Here is a 15,856-nt window from a genome sequence, read left to right as displayed (position 1 = left end):
GTATCGCGAGGAGGGCCCATGATTCCAAGGAGTATTGAGATGGCATTACCGACCAAACGGCGACAGAGCGTTCACCCTATTTCACGATCGCTTATCGCCGCAGTCACCCTACTCGTCCTTTCATCATTAACAGCGTTCATTGCCCCAGCGACTCCGGCACAGGCAGCTGCGCCCAACCGGCAGGGACTTCCTGTGGTCGCGGGAACGCGAATCGATATGCAGTATGGCGGCGAATGCACCGCGGGACTCGTCCTCAGAAAAAGCGGTATACTCGCGTTCCTGTCGATGAAGGAAAGAGCGACCCGCTACATAATCATCGCTGCCCACTGTGTTAACCGCCCTCAAGAAGGGATTCTTGTCGGCGACACTCTGGTCGGCGAGGTCCTGCAGCGTGACCCGGAATACGACATCGCGATTGCACGGGTTGAGCCGGTGGCGCATCAGCAAACATATTGTAGCCGGACTTCATTTGGCGGCGTTTCCTGTACACGTTCGTACACGTACACCCCGAGAGCGGTCGGGCGTGTGATTCTAGCGGACCCCCGGACTCGCGGAGATGGGTCCATCGCGTTGAATGGCACTGGCTCGCCCGCCGGCGACGAAGCCTTTTGCACCAGCGGTTCTTTCAGCGGAGTTAACTGCGAGTTCCGCACAGCAACATACCCACGGGATTCTAGTTGGTTCACTAAAGGTGTTCCAGAGGTCGCAAGGAACGATACGTTCTCACTCATGAGAGGAGATTCCGGCGGACCAGTGGTGTCGCCCTCAGGCAAGTTCTACGGCATCATCACCGATAGTGGGAGCTACTCCTCGGAACCGAGTCTCCTTGGTCTAATGGGGTATGTCGATGCGGCGAAGGTCCTCCGTTTTGCTAACGGCTACTCTATCGCTCCGGCAAGCTAGGAAAGACCCGGCAACGTGAGAAGCAAAAGGACAGTGCATCAGCACTCTATCGGAGCAAAACTATCGAATAAGTCGCATCGTTTTGACCGTCTACCATTGATCAGTATGGCATTGATTGTCGCTGCGGTTTGCCTTGGAACCACAGTTGATATCTCCGCCCCAGCGTCGGCTCAATCGGGCTACCGTGTTTGTGGAGTCTATAATTCTGCACAGACGGAAGGCGCCATTGGAACAGGCCTGGTAGCGAAGATATGGAAGGATGATCGAACGGATACGTGTGCCAAAAAAATCGAATGGATGGCGAACAACTACAAGGCGGCTTGGCCCGGCTCTTACGCTGAGCACCACTACGAGATGATCCCATGTGAAGCTTTTGCCACCCGCTCGGGCATTGCAGGTGACCCATGCGATCTCATGGCCACGAACCAAATCTACCGAAACTATTCAACGTTTGATCTAGTGCACCCCCGGTCGACCGGTTCGGTAATATTCTGGCACCGATAGGTCGAAGGTACCGTCACTCGACTCATACAGACAACCATGAGTCGGAGAGGGACCGGCCGCTTCAAGAAGCCGTCGGTCCCTCTTGGGCCTGGGCATCGGCCGGCGATTCTGCCGAATGCCGATCCACATGGTTCTTTCGGCATCAACTCGGTGTTCGTAGAGACCAGACGACCCCTCTCTTCGATGCCGTCAGGCAGGTTACGAGCACATCGCCTAACCCTGAGTGCTCATTCATCGACACGAGCACTTCGCAGTCATGAAGTCGTCTAGTGACACTTTTACTCGATTTCCGCAGTTAGTTCGATCCGCCCCGATTGCCGTCTCCGACATTCTCACATGACAAACAGTCAGCGAGCATGTTGGGCAGGCGCGTCGCGTGATTACTTAGATGGAGTTAAAAATGCTACTGAGTCGTTCGAAGCTGAGTTGCGGTATTACCTTGGGGGTCCTTCTCGTCGGTGTTTTCGGTGGTCTGGTCTCCCCAAGCGGAGCCTCTGAGGCGCATGCTGGAGAACCCGGTAAAGATGAAGTCATTCATTACCGCCCTTCCAGCGCTGAGATCGCGCAGACTGCATCGTACTGGACTCCGGCTCGCATGCAACAAGCACAGTCTGGAAGCTTCGTCGATCCGGACCCGGACGGAGGTGATCCGCCGCGAGTAGCATCCGCTCTTCCGGCGACTGATGACCGGTTGACCACTCGTCATGAGACGAAGCGAATAGTTCCCCGTACTGACCCGACTAAGCCGACTCCTGGTTTCAAGCCGTCCGACCATCTCGGCGTAGTGTTCTTCCGCTCAAGTGGTCGGGACCAGCGATGCACTGGCAATGTCATTGTGTCCGATTCTGGGAATCTTGTAGCTACAGCTGGACGATGTGTATCGGCCCTCAAGGACCAGTTCGTGGATCGACTTGCCTTTGTTCCGGCCTATAACGGGACAGCTCCGCACGGAGTTTGGCCCGCGGTGATCGTCACCGCACGAACTGGGTGGACCCATCAACGCCTCGTCGACGACGACTCAGCGTTCTTCCAAACCGCGATTGCATTGGGACAGAAGGCTCCTCTTTCGGAAACAGTCGGTGCGTCGGGTGTCAGTTTCAAGGGTCAGGAGGATGACGATGAATTCCGCGCAACGGGCTACTCTCTCGACGCTGGTAGTAATCCCAACGTCCCCATCTCGGTTACGAGTACCGCGGAACCTAACCCGTGGATGAACACGGACTACGCTATTGAAGGGCTAGAATGGGACGCTCGCACGGGAGTGAGCGGCGCTCCGTGGGTGTCAACCGACAGCGATCCAGTTGTCGACGTCCAACGAGGAATGACGACGTTTGCTTACCAGCGATTCGTGCACGCGAGTTTCGGCCCGCAGTGGACGGCTGCCATCGAAGATGAATATCGCGCCGCCGCGATTGCCAAGGGCTAGGCGAGTGGCCTCGTGGAAGTGCCGCACTTCGACGGCGTGGTTATTGATTCGAAGTATTCGCAACACGCGCCTGAGCGCATCCAAAATGGCAACCCTCTCATTCAGCCCGTGGTCCTCAGCAGGCTGGACGCGCCGTTCAACCTATGCCGCGGCCGCCACCGCCGCCTTCCTCTGCACACTTCTCACAGGTAGCGTGCCCGTCATAGCAGCTTCCTCCATCGACGGAACGGCTGGCGCTAATTTCAACGCCCCGGCGGGCTTTCCTAAACCGACGCGCAATCTCCCCCGGGCGGTTCAACCGCTCCGGATTCCTGCCGGGACGACGATCGATTTTCATGACGCCGCCATATCAGGTACAACTTCCGGCTCGAGTGAGTACCAGCTTCCCGTGGTGATCGTCGAGCCTGGTGCCACGGTGAAGAATCTAATCGTCGAAGCGCCAGCTGCGGACGGCGTGCATTGCCAGGCGACCTGCACCCTCGACAGCGTTTGGTTTCCAAACGTAGGAGAAGATGCCGGTACGCTAGAAGACGGCTCATCTGCCAATTCCGTGATGACAATTGACGGTGGCGGCGCAAGACATGCTCACGACAAAGTCTTTCAGATTGACGGCGCGGGCAGCGTTATCGTGCGCAACTTTTCCGCCGATGACGTTGGAACACTTATTCGAAGCTGCGGAAATTGTCTGCACCAGTATCGTCGCCACATTGAGGTGATCAATTCGTTAATTAGGGACGGACATTATCATGTTGGCGGGATAAATATCAATTACGGAGACACGGCGAAGTTTGCGAACATCACCGTCATCGGTAATCGACTTCCGCTCTGCCAAGAGTCGCTGGGCAGCAAGGGCGGGAAGGCAACTTTTCTCCCCTACAAAGGTCCGGATAAATATTGTCAGTACGATCCGGCGACAATAATCAATGCGTACTAGGCCCACGTCGCAACGAAGAACGTTCCGTTTGCGCCTTCAAACTGGTTTGCCGCGGTGAATCTATGGCCGCCATTCGCGGCAAGATCCGCTCCACGAACCATAATTGCCCGCGCCCGGGCTCACGCCGTCGACGGACGACACCGCGTACGACGTCGAGCAGATAAGCATGCCCAGCTCGACCCGCGGCCGAGAAAATCACCGTCCGCGCTGTCACCGGTCAACCGTGACTCAAGCGCTCTGTCCGACCGCAGAGGGTCGGCTGGCCGACGGACGTGAGCTCCACCTCGGCACGCTCCAGCGCTTGCGCTCCACCTCTCGAACTCGAAGTTCGTCGGCGACTACTTCCCCACCGCGGGGCAAGTAGGTACAGCCGACCAAGGCTTCGTCATCGAGAACACCGACACCCCGCACCGTTCGCTGAGCAACCGCGATCACATCGAATCCGGCACAGCGGAACAAGCCCTGACACCAGCGCGAACACCTAACAAGCCTCGCCGGGTCCTGCCACGCGTGTGCTGCAGAGCTCGCCCCAGGCCATCGGCCGCTCAAGTCCGCTATGCGTCGCGCCGAGCGTCGGCGGTTGGATTTTCGCGAGGGCGCCAGCGGTTGCGACCGCCGCATCACAGGCGATGGTCATGTCAGCCGTGGGCGCGCGGAACTTCATCCGGCCACGCACCACTGCCTCGTTCGCCGTGTACAGCACGGCTATCGAACCCGGCGACGAGCTACGCCACGGCGTCCTGCAGACCTCCGAGACGAGTCGACGTCGTGCGCGTCGACGCTAGTGGTGAGCTTGCTCGCGGCGCCGGCAATCCGCCCAGGGCGCGGCATGTCCCGCTCCCTTGTTATCAGTTGCGATCTCATGGTTCCGTGTGCTGGGGGTTGAGTTCGAAGGCAGCGTCGAGCGCTCGAGCGTCGCGCCAGAGGGCGGTGATCCGAGAGAGGATGTCGTCAGCGGTGGCGTCCGCGGCGCCGAGCTCGTCGTAGGTCTCCTGCAAGGTGAGTTGCGCGAACCGGGACGGTTGGCGAACTATCGGTCCGACAGCCTCTCGATCCGTCTCGTGTGCGGTGGCGGCGCGTCTGGTGGGGATGATGCTCGTCATCGACCTGCCGGACAAGGTGACCCCGGTGCGGGCCCAGCCGTGCACGTCTAACGGCAACAGCAGCTGCTCTGCCCTGCGCCACTGCCCCGGCAGGGGCTGTTCGCAGTCATGCTGGTCGAGGTTGCCCTTGGTGGGATCGAGCAGGCCGATGACGTCGCCTCTGAATCCGGCCCAGACCAGGCCCACGATCCGCAACCACCGGGTCACAGCACACGCCGGACACGCTGCCGGGTCATCGGCGGAGGGGACGACCGTGCCGCGGATCCGCACGATGCTCGTCACTGCGACATCGTCCGCCATGATGGCTTGCGCCTGTTGGCGGGTGAGGTGCAGCACGCCGAGGAGGACGATGAGGAACGCGTCGCGGCGGCCGCGGAGACCGATCGGGTACCGGTACTTCGGGATCACCGCCAGCACTTCTCCGACGGCCGTGTGGTCGGGGGCGTCTGGTCGCGGCCATACCCGCGCCGGCACTGTGGGTATCGGGTCCGCCAGGCCCGCGGCGAGGTGGTGCGCACGGATCGCACGCCGGCGCAGCCGCTGCGTCGACGCACCCCCAGGGAACCGAGTCAGGAACTGCGCAACCGTGGCCGGCGCCGCAGGCAACGGCTCCTGCCCTGTGACGCTGCACCACGCGACGAACCGGTCCCAGTGCGCCTCGAGCAGGATCTCCATGTCGGGCTGCGGTTCGGGTGGGGTGTGCGGGGTCATAGCCGCATCCGGGTGACGGCGTTGCGGACCAGCGGCGCGTACTCGCGGTCGTAGATCTGCAAGGTCGCGGCGTTGGTGTGGTGAGTCCGGTTCATGATCTCCACGTCCGTAGCTCCCGCGTTGCGCGCCTCGGTGACAAACCCAGCACGGAGGGAATGCCCGGACCACCCCTCCTCCCCCAGCCCGGCACCCTTTGCGCGGCGGGCGACCGCTTTCCCAACGGTGGTGGGGCTGATGCCGACGCCGCGGAACAGACCCCATATCGACACGGCGCGGAAGAACGGCGCCGCCGACGGCAACCGGTCTGGACCGAGCCCATCCGCACAGACATGCACTGCGAGGCTCGCGCCGGTGAGCGCGGCGAACAGGCCCGCTTCGCCGCGGGCGTCCTGCGCGGCCATGAGCCGGGAGAGCCGGATGAACGCGCACGGGGCGCAGGTGACCGGGTTCGCGCCCCGCTGCAGCACCTTGATGCGGCCGAGGCCGTCCTGGTCCGTCTTCGACCTCCGCACTCGCGCGTAGACACCCTCCCCGTCGACGAGGCGGAGATCTCCGACGGTCAGTGCGGTGAGTTCGGACTCGCGGAACGCGCCGACGAACCCGAACAGCAGCAGCGCCTGATCGCGTGTGCCGAGGGCGCCGGTCCGCAGGTCGGCGATGTCGATCTGCAGCAGGGTCATCTGCAGCGCCTTCAACGTCATCGGTTTCGCCCGCCGCACTGGCACGGACCGGGTCCGACGGATCCCCTTGAGGACGTCGCGGACGATCGGGGTGGTGCCGGGTGGTATGTGGCCGCGGCGGGCGTGTTCCCAGTCGATCGCGGCGACGTAACGACTGATCGTGCCGGGTGCGTACCGCTGCCGACCATCGGGCAGGAGGGCGTTGGCCTTGTCGGCGAGGAACGCCGCCACCTCCGCCGGGTCGACCGGTGCCGTCCTGATCTGCTCGAGCTCGTGGGGCTCGGCGACCTCGTAGTCGAGGAACCCGGCACGCCACCGGGCGAACTGCCGCAGATCCGACCGGTACGCCCGGATCGTGTTCGGCGACAGGGACGCTTCCGCGAACGCTCGCGGCGACGAACAAGAGACATCCCAGAAACGGTCGTATTTGCACATCCACCAAACGCTCCGTCGAAAGCAATTGCTTCTCACATGTCAGTTGGTCGCTCTATTCTGAGAGGGCCGCTGAGTTGCGGTCGGAAGGAGCCGGTCGCAGATGATCGAGGTCGAGTACATACCGGTAGGCGAGAAGACCGACACCGGAGATGCGATCCTGTGCCACTTCACCGAGCCAGGGACGAGCACGAATCGTGTCGTACTGATCGACGGCGGGTTCGCGGCCACTGCCGCGGCGATCGTCGCCCACGTACAGAAGTACTACGGGACCGATCGAATCGACTTGATGATCTGCACACACCCCGACGAGGACCACATCAACGGGCTCTTTGGAGTCCTGGAACAGCTGCACGTGACGCAGCTCGTGATCCACCGCCCATCCGATTACGGATACGCCTCGGATGACGTGGCCTCCGACAAGGTCGATGACCTCATCCGGCTCGCCAAGGCTGAGGGGACCGCGGTCTCAACCAACTACTTCGCAGGAACCTCGTTCTTCTCCGACGCGATCAGGATCGCAGGCCCCTCCGCGTCCTACTACGAGTCGCTGCTCAGCGAGCAAAAGACGGGGACGTCGGCCGCCAGCAAGGCAAGCGGGCTGTTCCGCTCGGTGTACGAAACCATCAGGAACGCTCTCTCGCCGCGTAGCACTGATCCTGGCGAAGGGACCCTCACGGACAACGGCGGCACCACCGCCCGCAACAACACAAGCATCATCCTTGACCTGCAGGTGGACGCATACCGTGTCCTACTCACTGGCGACGCCGGCGCTCCCGCCCTGACCCGAGCCGCAGACTACCTCGACAGTTCCCTCCGAAACGCCATCGGCCTGCCAACCCTCTTCGACGTTCCCCACCACGGTTCCCGACACAACCTGACAACGGACGTCATGAACCGTCTTGCGGGCCCCGTCGAAGGTGCCACACAGTCGAGAAGCGCCTTCGTCAGCGTCGGCAAGCTGGCCGACGAGTTCCCCCGCCCTGAGGTGGCAAACGCCTTCACGCGTCGCGGCTATTCAGTCTGCGCGACGCGCGGTCAGACCATTCGATGGAGCAGGAACGCCGGATCCCGTCAGGGCTGGACCAGCTTGACACCGCTCACGTGGCTCGAACCAGACGAGTGACGTGGCCGATACGTCCTACGAACGCTCTACCCAGCTCATTCCCGCCACAGCTGTTCTTGCACCGCTGAGCATCCTTGCTGTCGTGGTCTTCCGAACGGACGACGTTGTAAGCGTTACCCGCTCGATCCTTGGAATACTGGTCGCAGCTGGCTTCCATGTCGTCGCGATGCGTCTCGTACGCGACCGCGGCAATCGCATCCAAGGGCGCCTCTGGGATAGTTGGGGCGGAAGCACCACCGTGCAGCGCCTCCGATGGGCCGAGCAGCCCCGGCAACGTGTGGAGCGTCTTCACCGCCGTGTCGCACACATGACTGGCGTCCAGCTTCCCGACGCAAGCGCAGAGGCCGCTAGCACAGTGGATGCCGACGACATCTACAAGGATGCTGTCGCACGTCTTCGCGAAATGACCCGTGATCATGAACGCTTCCCGCGAGTTTGGTCCGAGCTCAAGCAGTACGGCGCCGCCCGCAACATGTACGGAGCGAAGCCCGCAGCGCTCGGCGTTGCTGGCCTAACCGTCCTGCTAAGCGCCGGCATGACCGCTGCGAGTTGGCTGTCGCTCTGGAACGTCAGCTGGGTTATGCCCGTCATCGCCGGCGTGCTCGGCATCATGATCGGCCTCGGGTGGCTGTTCATCGTGACGCCGCAATACGTACGCGTTGCATCGGATCGCTACAGCGACGCGCTCCTCGAAGTGCCCAACGAGCAGGGCGCCGCGCCTCAGTAGCCGTCCAGTAACCACTCGACCGCCCGCGGGACGCAGTGACTCGTGGGAACCTAATGGCGTGCTGATCGCCTACGTCGACGAGTCCTACGACCGGGACTACTACTACATCGGCGCCGCTGTCGCGACGATCACGCAATGGGAAGACCTCAGCCGGCGTCTGCAAGAGATCCGCGATCGCACGGCGATGGAGCACGGCGTTCCAGCCTCGATCGAGTTCCACGCACATGAGCTCATGGGTGGATCCGGCGCCTGGAAATTGTTCCGTGGTCGCCACCGCGAAGCTGCCGGCATCTACATCGCAGCACTCCGTGCCGCTCGCGAAGCTGGTGTCCGGTACATCTTTCGAGGCGTGGACGTTGGCCGACTCAATGCTCGTTACAGCTACCCTCGACCACCACACGCAGTGGTCCTGGGTCACCTCCTTGAACGCATCGACGAGTACACCGTCAAGACCGGTCAGCAGGAACAGACGATCGTCGTCGCTGACGAGATCGGCACTCAGGACGACCATCAGCGGGCGTTCGCTGGCTATCAGGCGTACGGCACCGATGGCTACCGTTCCTCGAAGCTCGAGCACATCTCCGCGCCAATCAACTTCGCGTCCTCTGCTGGATCAGACGGCCTACAGGCCGTGGACCTCGCCGTGTACGTCCATTACCGCCGCGAACGTGTCCTGAACGCTCACCCCGCGGCGAAGCGCACGCTTGCGCGGCAGTGGAAGGAGATCGGTCCTGCTGTCGAACACAGCTGGGAGTGGTGGCCGTGAGAAAGAACGAAGGCCCCGCAAGCGGGGCCTTCGGCTGGCAACGTTCCGGTAACCGGCCCGTCGTGAGACAAGCATATCCCTGTGCGCCTGAAGAGCGCCTCCCCCGCCGCGTTTCGCGGGACGTGTCTCGGAACGAGCCGGTCTGATGCGTGCTCACTACGCACTCCACCAACACAGCGTCTTCGCCGGATGAGTTCTGCTGGCCAAGCGGTCGGAGTCACAGAACCCTGTCTCAGTAGCCGATCGGCTACCGCACACGTGGCGGCGATTCGGGAGCCCGCGAAGATCCGGGGATCTCGGTGTCTCAACAGACCCGCCCGGCGATGTGCCCGGTGACGGTTCCCTCCGTGAGACACGGCGGAGCTTCTGGTGGCACGTGCTCCAGGTCAGGGTTCGAGGGTGTCGGTCTCCGTCGTCAGTGCGGCTGCGAGGTCGGCTTCCGAGGGCAGGGCAGCGCGGACCGTTGGCGGGAGGAGGTCGTAGCTGGCGACACCGATGGGGGTCTGCTGCCCCGCGAGGGAGTACCGGACGACGGCGTCGTTCTTGTCCGCAACCAGCAGCAGCCCGACGGTATCGGCGTGCTGAGGCCGGCGGAGCTTGTCGTCGACGAGCGCGACGTAGAAGCCGAGCTGGCCGAGGTACTCCGGCTTGAACTTCCCCGTCTTGAGCTCGATCACGACGTAGCGGAGCTGCTCGACGTGGAAGAACAGCAGATCGACGTAGAAGTCATCCCCGTCGACGTCGAAGTGCACCTGCCGGCCGACGAACGCGAACCCTTCGCCGAGCTCGCGGAGGGTGTCGATGATCCGGTCAACGAGTGCCTGCTCGAGGTGGCGTTCCTTCGCGTCCCCGTCGAGAGCGAGGAAGTCCAGCACGTACGGGTCCTTCGTGATCTGCTGCGCCAGATCCGACTCCCCCGGCGGCAGCACCTCAGCGAAGTTCGTCGGCGCCGCCTGCAACCGCGTATACGCCTCTGACCGGATCTGGTGCTCGAGCACGTTCCGCGACCACCCGTGCGCTGCCGCCTGGCCGGCGTACCAGTTGCGGAGCTCATGGTCATCGAGCCGGTCGAGGAGCACCGTAATGTGCCCCCACGGCAATTGTCCAACAGCCTGTTGGACAACTGCTTCTGCCGACCACTCCCCCGCGAACCGGCGCATGTAGAACAGGTTCGCCCGGGAGAACCCCTTCATCTCGGGGAACTCCGAACGTAGATCCGTCGCGAGCCGGCCGATGACGTTACTGCCCCACCCTTCATCGCCCTGGCGCTGCAGGATGGTCGCGCCGATCCCCCAGTAGAGGCGAATCAGTTCGGTGTTCACGCGGCGCTGCGCGGTAAAGCGGGCCGCGCGGACCTGCTGCTTCAGCTCGGCAAGAGCAGCGGCATACCCGGATGCGGCTGGCGACGAATCAGACATCACCGCTCAGTCTGCCCGACCGTGCACGGCAATAAGAACGAACAAAGCGTTCTCCGGGATCAGTTATGCCAGGGTGGAGACGATCCCCGAGCGAAAGGCGACCTCCACCATGGCGCAGAAAGTCACCACGCACCTCGTCGACGACCTCACCGGCGACACCATCGAAGACGGCCACGGCCGCACCGTGTCCTTCTCTTTCGACGGCGGCCACTACGAAATCGACCTCACCGACGACAACGCCGACACGCTCCGCGAAGCGTTCTCCGACTACATCGCCGCAGCCCGCAAGGTCAACGGCCGCTCCGGGCGCGCTACTGCCGGCAGCGCGCCGAAGCGTGGGAACTCGGAAGAGCTCGCGAAGATCCGCGAATGGGCCAACGCGAACGGCCATGAGGTCTCCTCCCGCGGCCGCATCAGCCAGACCGTCCGCGACGCATACGACACCGCACACTGACGCCACTCCCCGACACAAACAGCCGGCCACCCCTCAGGTGGCCGGCTGTTCTCTCGTTGACAACGACACGGAAGCTGCGGCCGCGACGAGACTGACCCATGCGACTCCTGCCGCTCCGTCGGGCAAGAGGGGCGGCTCGTCCCTCAGGACGCTGGCTCGACTCCGAAAGCTGAGGGGCTCCGGCGGATGGCGTACAGCAGCCCACGGGCCTTCCACGTCCCCGCTCCGACCTCGATCGCGTACTCCCCCTGGGCATCGATCCGGCTGGCGATCGCCCGGTAGTTCCTCTCCGTCACGCCTTCCCAGAGGATGAGTTTCCCGCAGTCATCGGTGGTTACGACAACCCGCGGATTCGGGCCACCGATCCCGCGGTACGACGAGCCGCGCGTGGTCCCCTCGACCAAAGTGACGTGGCAGCGAAGCGTGAGCCGGTGATCGAGGTCGTACGAGCGCAGGACGGCCGGAGCGACGAAGATGACCACGATTAGGAAGACGAGAACACCCATCCCGCCGACGAAGCGGACAACGCCGCGAACCTGCCTACGGTCCGCGGCCGTCATCGGTGCGTTACGCGAGCGGTCGGCTCGATGGCGGCTCACGCGCGTCCTCTCCTCGGGTGACCCATCCATACTGGCCGACCAGCGGCATCATCGGCTGCCCCTCTCGTCCCCTAAGTGCACGCAGCAGCCAAATCGGGCGACGCCAGCACTCGGACTGCTGGCCGCGTTGAATCCTCCGGGCGTGCGGCGTCAGCGATCAAAAGCGCGGGAACTCGAACGCTAACGCCGCTCCTTCGCGCAGAACAGCCGGCCACTCTCGAATTGGCCGGCTGTTCTCGTTCGCGCCGATACGGCGGTTTTATGTCAAGTCGCGATGCTCGAGCGGGCGTGGCACCGCGGAGCTCGTTAGGACGCTGACTTGCCCAGACCGTAGGTGTACTCGCCCGAGTCCCAATTGACGGTGGAGTTGAAGAAGTAGCCCGACTGGGTTCCATCCGCGTTGTCCGTGTTCGCAGCGAAACAGTCAAAGGAGGTGGTGGTATCGGTCAAGTCATCCGTGGAACCGCTGACTGGATTACAGGACACGGAGATGATCGGACCATCGAGCAGACCCTTCGTCACGTTCTCCTCTGCCATGGTCTTTACCGACCCCTCGACCTCCTTCACCGTCTCAGCGCGGGCAGAGCGCTCCGCGTCGTCGGCGTCTTCTTGCGCTGCTCGTTGCGCCTCCCGCTGCTCAGCGCGCGTCCGGGCGGCCGCTTCCTTCTTCTGCTCCGCCTTCTCCTCAGCGGCTGCAACCTGTTGCGCGTGAACCACGGCTACCGCTGTGCCGCCGCCCCCGACGAAGATCACTACGGCAGCGATGACAAGCGCCAGCACCCAGGGGCGCCGTCGCGACCGAGGCTTGCGGCGTCCTCGAGACGGTTCCCGGGCTTCCGCCGCGCCTGCGTCATCATCGACTCCCCGAACCGGGCTGTCCGTCCGGCGGGGGCGAGTGAGGCCAGTCCACTGCTCACCGTCCCAGAGCACCTCGCGCTCTGGGTCCGAGGGATCGGGAAACCAGCCCACAGGCAAACTCATGTGAACAGACTCCCATCTCTTGCGGGCCGCTCGGTAGCACCAAGACAGGGGGCCTCAGCACTGCCCTGAGGCGGCTCTCAGTCGGATACGCTCCTTGTCGCGCTGCCACCCGAGCAACGCTCAGAACCTCAGCCTTCAGGAGAACCCGTGTCCGACACCCCTTACTCGGCAGCAACTCAACAGCCCTCGGCTCCCATGCCGCCGCAACGCGCCGCGGGCAATGGTTTCGGCATCGCTTCCCTAGTCCTTGGGATCCTGACAATGGCGGGGTTCGCCGTCCCGGTCCTCAACTACGTCACGATCGCCACGGGTGTGGTGGGCGTCATCCTGGGGATCGTCGGCCTCGTCATCAAGTTCCGCCCGCGTAAGGCAGCGGTGGCCGGCGTAATCCTGTCGGGCCTCGGGTTGGTCTTGTCGATCATTCTCGTGGTGGTGTACGCCGCTGTCTTTACGGGAGCAGCGGAAGCGATCAGCAAGGAGACGGTTCCTCCGGCCGGCAAGCCTTCGGCATCCGCGCCAGCAGACGCAGCGACCGCCTCGTTCAAGGACGGCGTGCTGCTCACGTCGAAGATGAAGATCGAAATCACGAGCCACCGAGTCATCCCTGTCGGCCAGCCTGGCAACGAGTACGGCGAGAAGCCTGTCATCGCGTTCGTGTACAACACGACGAACCTGACCAACGAATCGCTCGATCCTTCCTTGGCATGGATTGGCACATTCGAGGCCTACCAGGACACGAACCCGAACGCGGTCAACAAGCTCAACGTCGGGTCCACCCCGGGCGACCAGTACCTCGACTCCCAGTCGGAAGCAATCAAGGAAGGTGGCACCGTCGAGAACGCGGTCGCGTACGAGCTCGACGACGAGACGACACCAGTCAAGCTCACCGCGAAGGAAACCCTCATCAGCGATGAACTCGGCTCTGAGATGTACAACCTGAAGTAGCCCCGTCTAGAGCCGCCGGCTCGAGTAGAGGGCATCGCTTCCCCGGGAACGCTCCCCTGAGCCTTCCCGCAGAGCTTCGGCCGGACCGTCACACGCTGACGGCCCGGCCGTTCCTCTTGCCGGGTGCCGATGTCGCGCTCTTATGTCAGCCTGAGAAGATAGCCGACGAGGCATCCTGCACAGCTTGCCGTAGCGCAGATTTCCGATCGTCAGTTAATACACCCAGCAGATGTCGTTCAAGAAGCGCCAAGGACACCGCTTCCACGGCACCAAGTTGCACGCTCGAAACTGCATCCTGCTTACCGTGAACAAGCCTGCTCCGAAGGCCGTGCAAACGCCCTATTGCTGCTGCAACGGGAACAGAATCGTCACCGGTTAAAGACTGGACCACCTGCTTCACAGGAGCAATGTTCGGACCGTCCATCTCCAGCGCCTCAATCACAAGCCAGAAAGCAATAAACTTCTGGACTGGATCCGTTTCGGCGTCAGCCCGCCAGTACCACTGTGAAGCAATGCGGAGTCGCGACCGATGCTCGAGTGATCGACCTGCGTTCGCCTCGAAGATGGCACGAATCTGACCCAGGCCTGCTTGAGCCTCAATGAAAGCCAGGTCGGCTTGCGCTTCTAGGGCGACTGTTGGCCCATCGAGGCGCCGGTTCCAATGCCAGTCATCGAAGACCTCACCTATCTCCTCGGTAATCCGCACCCCTAAGAGACGGGCACCAAACGTCAAGTCTAGGGAGGCCAAAAGCGGCGCAACAGCCGCTTGCGCTGCGCTTAGTTTGCCGTAGTGATCCTTACTCGCCACGTCATCGTTCAGGACGTAAAGGATCTCCACGTAATTCATCGGAGCGCTCGTTTCTTGGTGAGCCTCCATATGGACCGTGTTGTCCTCACTCCTCACGTATCGGAGGGGATTGTAGTAGACCCGCCCCCAGTCGGGTATCAGGTACCTATTCGGACGACGCCAAGGAAGCGCACGGCCAAATCTAGGTTCTCCCCAGCTCACAGTCCCATTCATCAAGGACACGCGACAATTTGGTGATTCCACAGCAACGGGGCCAGTAGGTACTGTGCGGAGGGTCTTGTAGATCACCCTATACCCCGGTCTCCCATTGCCAACGGGGTGTTCGTCATCGCTTTCCTGCCACCCCTGAAAGCGGACTTCAGGTGGAAGCTCGAAGCGCGACTGCATGGCTTCAAGAAATTCGTCGGCGCCGGTCATGTCCTCCCGAGGTATGAGCCTACGTTCTCCGGTCAATCTATTTGTTATGTAAGCACGCGGGTCGAATTGGTCGCCGTTCATTGCCTACCTTCCGTCCGGGGGCAACAGACTAGCGGCGGCTGCGTGGCTCTGGGGTATACCCCAGCGCTACATGCCCTCACCCGGTCGAAACGCGTGGTTCTAGGGTGCTGTTTCGTACTTCTGCGACAGGAATGTGCGAGGGTCTAGGGGTGGTGCAGCATAAGACGCAGATCGTCGCCTACGTCCGGGTGAGCTCGATCGATCAGAATCTCGACCGGCAGCTCGAAACCATCGGCGAGGTCGACCGTGTGTTCGAGGAGAAGATCTCCGGCGGCGCACGCACCGACCGGTTGGCCCTGGCCGACTGCATCGGATACGTCCGTGACGGCGACGTCGTCCGAGTCGCATCCATGGACCGGCTCGCCCGCTCCCTCGGTGATCTACGCGATATCGTCGACGAGATCACCACTAAGGGCGCCTCGGTCGAGTTCGTGAAGGAACAGCAGACCTACAGCCGGGACACCGACGACGCTATCGGTCGGCTCATGCTCAACCTCCTCGGCGCGTTCGCCGAGTTCGAACGCACACTCATCCGCGAACGGCAACGCGAGGGCATCCGTATCGCTAAGGCTGCCGGCAAGTACAAGGGCCGCAACCGCAAGCTCACCGACGACCAGATTGCCGAAGCACGCCGACTCCTTAGCACCGGGGTGCCGAAGACCACTGTCGCTCGAGGGCTCGGCATCGATCGCAGCACCCTGTATCGGATGCTCGCGACACCCCTCTCCCCTGTCAGCCCGGACACACCCGTCGGCGGCGTCGCTGGTGTGTAGCGCTTAGCGCCGCTTTACCGGGCTTTTTTAGGCGATCACGACGACGGCTGCGCTAAGGGCCCACATGA

The 15,856-nt window shown here is 62.6% G+C and carries 15 protein-coding genes and 1 pseudogene; 9 read left to right on the top strand and 7 right to left on the bottom strand.

Annotated elements, in window-relative coordinates:
• The first annotated feature begins 18 nt into the window (after positions 1-18).
• From KK097_RS18845 to KK097_RS14280, 3 genes are all read left to right on the top strand, one after another.
• A complete protein-coding gene (locus KK097_RS18845; protein WP_128781664.1) occupies positions 19-903 on the top strand; it encodes a trypsin-like peptidase domain-containing protein in 885 nt (294 codons plus the stop codon).
• A gap of 1,405 nt (positions 904-2,308) precedes the next feature.
• Entirely contained in the window at positions 2,309-2,833 is a 525-nt protein-coding gene (locus KK097_RS14285; RefSeq protein WP_206647638.1) for a hypothetical protein, read from the top strand.
• A gap of 4 nt (positions 2,834-2,837) precedes the next feature.
• Positions 2,838-3,767: a pectate lyase gene (locus tag KK097_RS14280; RefSeq protein WP_164941293.1), complete on the top strand. Its 930-nt coding sequence runs from the start codon at positions 2,838-2,840 to the stop codon at positions 3,765-3,767.
• An 860-nt stretch (positions 3,768-4,627) separates the two neighbouring features.
• On the opposite strand, the gene KK097_RS14275 is transcribed toward KK097_RS14280, so the two are convergent.
• Both KK097_RS14275 and KK097_RS18190 read right to left on the bottom strand, forming a co-directional pair.
• A complete protein-coding gene (locus tag KK097_RS14275; protein WP_163343929.1) occupies positions 4,628-5,545 on the bottom strand; it encodes a hypothetical protein in 918 nt (305 codons plus the stop codon).
• Positions 5,546-5,577: 32 nt separating this feature from the next.
• Positions 5,578-6,492 (bottom strand): site-specific integrase, encoded by a 915-nt coding sequence (locus KK097_RS18190; protein WP_259411610.1) that lies wholly within the window; start codon positions 6,490-6,492, stop codon positions 5,578-5,580.
• Positions 6,493-6,796: 304 nt separating this feature from the next.
• On the opposite strand from KK097_RS18190, the gene KK097_RS14265 reads away from it, so the two are divergent.
• From KK097_RS14265 to KK097_RS14255, 3 genes are read left to right on the top strand one after another with little or no spacing between them, the layout of a single operon-like run.
• Positions 6,797-7,819, top strand: coding sequence for a ComEC/Rec2 family competence protein (locus KK097_RS14265; protein ID WP_128781668.1), 1,023 nt, complete (start codon positions 6,797-6,799; stop codon positions 7,817-7,819).
• 1 nt (position 7,820) lies between these two features.
• Positions 7,821-8,546, top strand: coding sequence for a hypothetical protein (locus KK097_RS14260; RefSeq protein WP_128781669.1), 726 nt, complete (start codon positions 7,821-7,823; stop codon positions 8,544-8,546).
• A gap of 58 nt (positions 8,547-8,604) precedes the next feature.
• Complete coding sequence (locus KK097_RS14255; RefSeq protein ID WP_163343930.1) at positions 8,605-9,312, top strand: DUF3800 domain-containing protein; 708 nt, start codon at positions 8,605-8,607, stop codon at positions 9,310-9,312.
• 386 nt (positions 9,313-9,698) lie between these two features.
• Here the strand turns inward: KK097_RS14255 and KK097_RS14250 are convergent, their stop codons facing one another.
• Positions 9,699-10,730: a PDDEXK nuclease domain-containing protein gene (locus KK097_RS14250; protein WP_164941294.1), complete on the bottom strand. Its 1,032-nt coding sequence runs from the start codon at positions 10,728-10,730 to the stop codon at positions 9,699-9,701.
• Between the two features lie 109 nt (positions 10,731-10,839).
• Between KK097_RS14250 and KK097_RS14245 the strand changes: the two genes are divergently transcribed.
• Entirely contained in the window at positions 10,840-11,184 is a 345-nt protein-coding gene (locus KK097_RS14245) for a histone-like nucleoid-structuring protein Lsr2 (RefSeq protein ID WP_128781670.1), read from the top strand.
• A 143-nt stretch (positions 11,185-11,327) separates the two neighbouring features.
• Here the strand turns inward: KK097_RS14245 and KK097_RS14240 are convergent, their stop codons facing one another.
• The 3 genes and pseudogenes from KK097_RS14240 to KK097_RS18840 form a co-directional block, all read right to left on the bottom strand.
• Positions 11,328-11,783: a hypothetical protein gene (locus KK097_RS14240; RefSeq protein WP_128781671.1), complete on the bottom strand. Its 456-nt coding sequence runs from the start codon at positions 11,781-11,783 to the stop codon at positions 11,328-11,330.
• 306 nt (positions 11,784-12,089) lie between these two features.
• Positions 12,090-12,563 (bottom strand): DUF2510 domain-containing protein, encoded by a 474-nt coding sequence (locus KK097_RS14235; RefSeq protein WP_244993515.1) that lies wholly within the window; start codon positions 12,561-12,563, stop codon positions 12,090-12,092.
• A gap of 108 nt (positions 12,564-12,671) precedes the next feature.
• Positions 12,672-12,764, bottom strand: a pseudogene (locus tag KK097_RS18840) (DUF2510 domain-containing protein); the annotation flags it as partial.
• Between the two features lie 147 nt (positions 12,765-12,911).
• Between KK097_RS18840 and KK097_RS14230 the strand changes: the two are divergent.
• Complete coding sequence (locus tag KK097_RS14230) at positions 12,912-13,709, top strand: DUF5067 domain-containing protein (RefSeq protein ID WP_206647639.1); 798 nt, start codon at positions 12,912-12,914, stop codon at positions 13,707-13,709.
• Between the two features lie 145 nt (positions 13,710-13,854).
• Here the strand turns inward: KK097_RS14230 and KK097_RS14225 are convergent, their stop codons facing one another.
• The gene (locus KK097_RS14225; RefSeq protein WP_128781673.1) at positions 13,855-14,556 is read right to left on the bottom strand and encodes a hypothetical protein; all 702 of its coding nucleotides are present in this window, start codon (positions 14,554-14,556) and stop codon (positions 13,855-13,857) included.
• Between the two features lie 608 nt (positions 14,557-15,164).
• Here KK097_RS14225 and KK097_RS14220 point away from each other — a divergent pair.
• Positions 15,165-15,788, top strand: a complete 624-nt coding sequence (locus KK097_RS14220; protein WP_232536683.1) for a recombinase family protein — start codon at positions 15,165-15,167, stop codon at positions 15,786-15,788.
• Positions 15,789-15,856 lie beyond the last annotated feature (68 nt).

The sequence above is a fragment of the Curtobacterium flaccumfaciens genome, assembly GCF_018598405.1.
Classification (GTDB): domain Bacteria; phylum Actinomycetota; class Actinomycetes; order Actinomycetales; family Microbacteriaceae; genus Curtobacterium; species Curtobacterium aurantiacum.
The sequence above is the reverse complement of the archived record's forward strand: the minus strand, read 5'-3'. Positions and strand labels throughout refer to the sequence as shown.

Coding starts and splice junctions, on each gene's coding strand:
- KK097_RS14225 (WP_128781673.1), bottom strand. CDS start 14,556: ATGAATTACGTGGAGATCCTTTACGTCCTGAACGATGACGTGGCGAGT.
- KK097_RS14245 (WP_128781670.1), top strand. CDS start 10,840: ATGGCGCAGAAAGTCACCACGCACCTCGTCGACGACCTCACCGGCGAC.
- KK097_RS14275 (WP_163343929.1), bottom strand. CDS start 5,545: ATGGAGATCCTGCTCGAGGCGCACTGGGACCGGTTCGTCGCGTGGTGC.
- KK097_RS14250 (WP_164941294.1), bottom strand. CDS start 10,730: ATGTCTGATTCGTCGCCAGCCGCATCCGGGTATGCCGCTGCTCTTGCC.
- KK097_RS18845 (WP_128781664.1), top strand. CDS start 19: ATGATTCCAAGGAGTATTGAGATGGCATTACCGACCAAACGGCGACAG.
- KK097_RS14265 (WP_128781668.1), top strand. CDS start 6,797: ATGATCGAGGTCGAGTACATACCGGTAGGCGAGAAGACCGACACCGGA.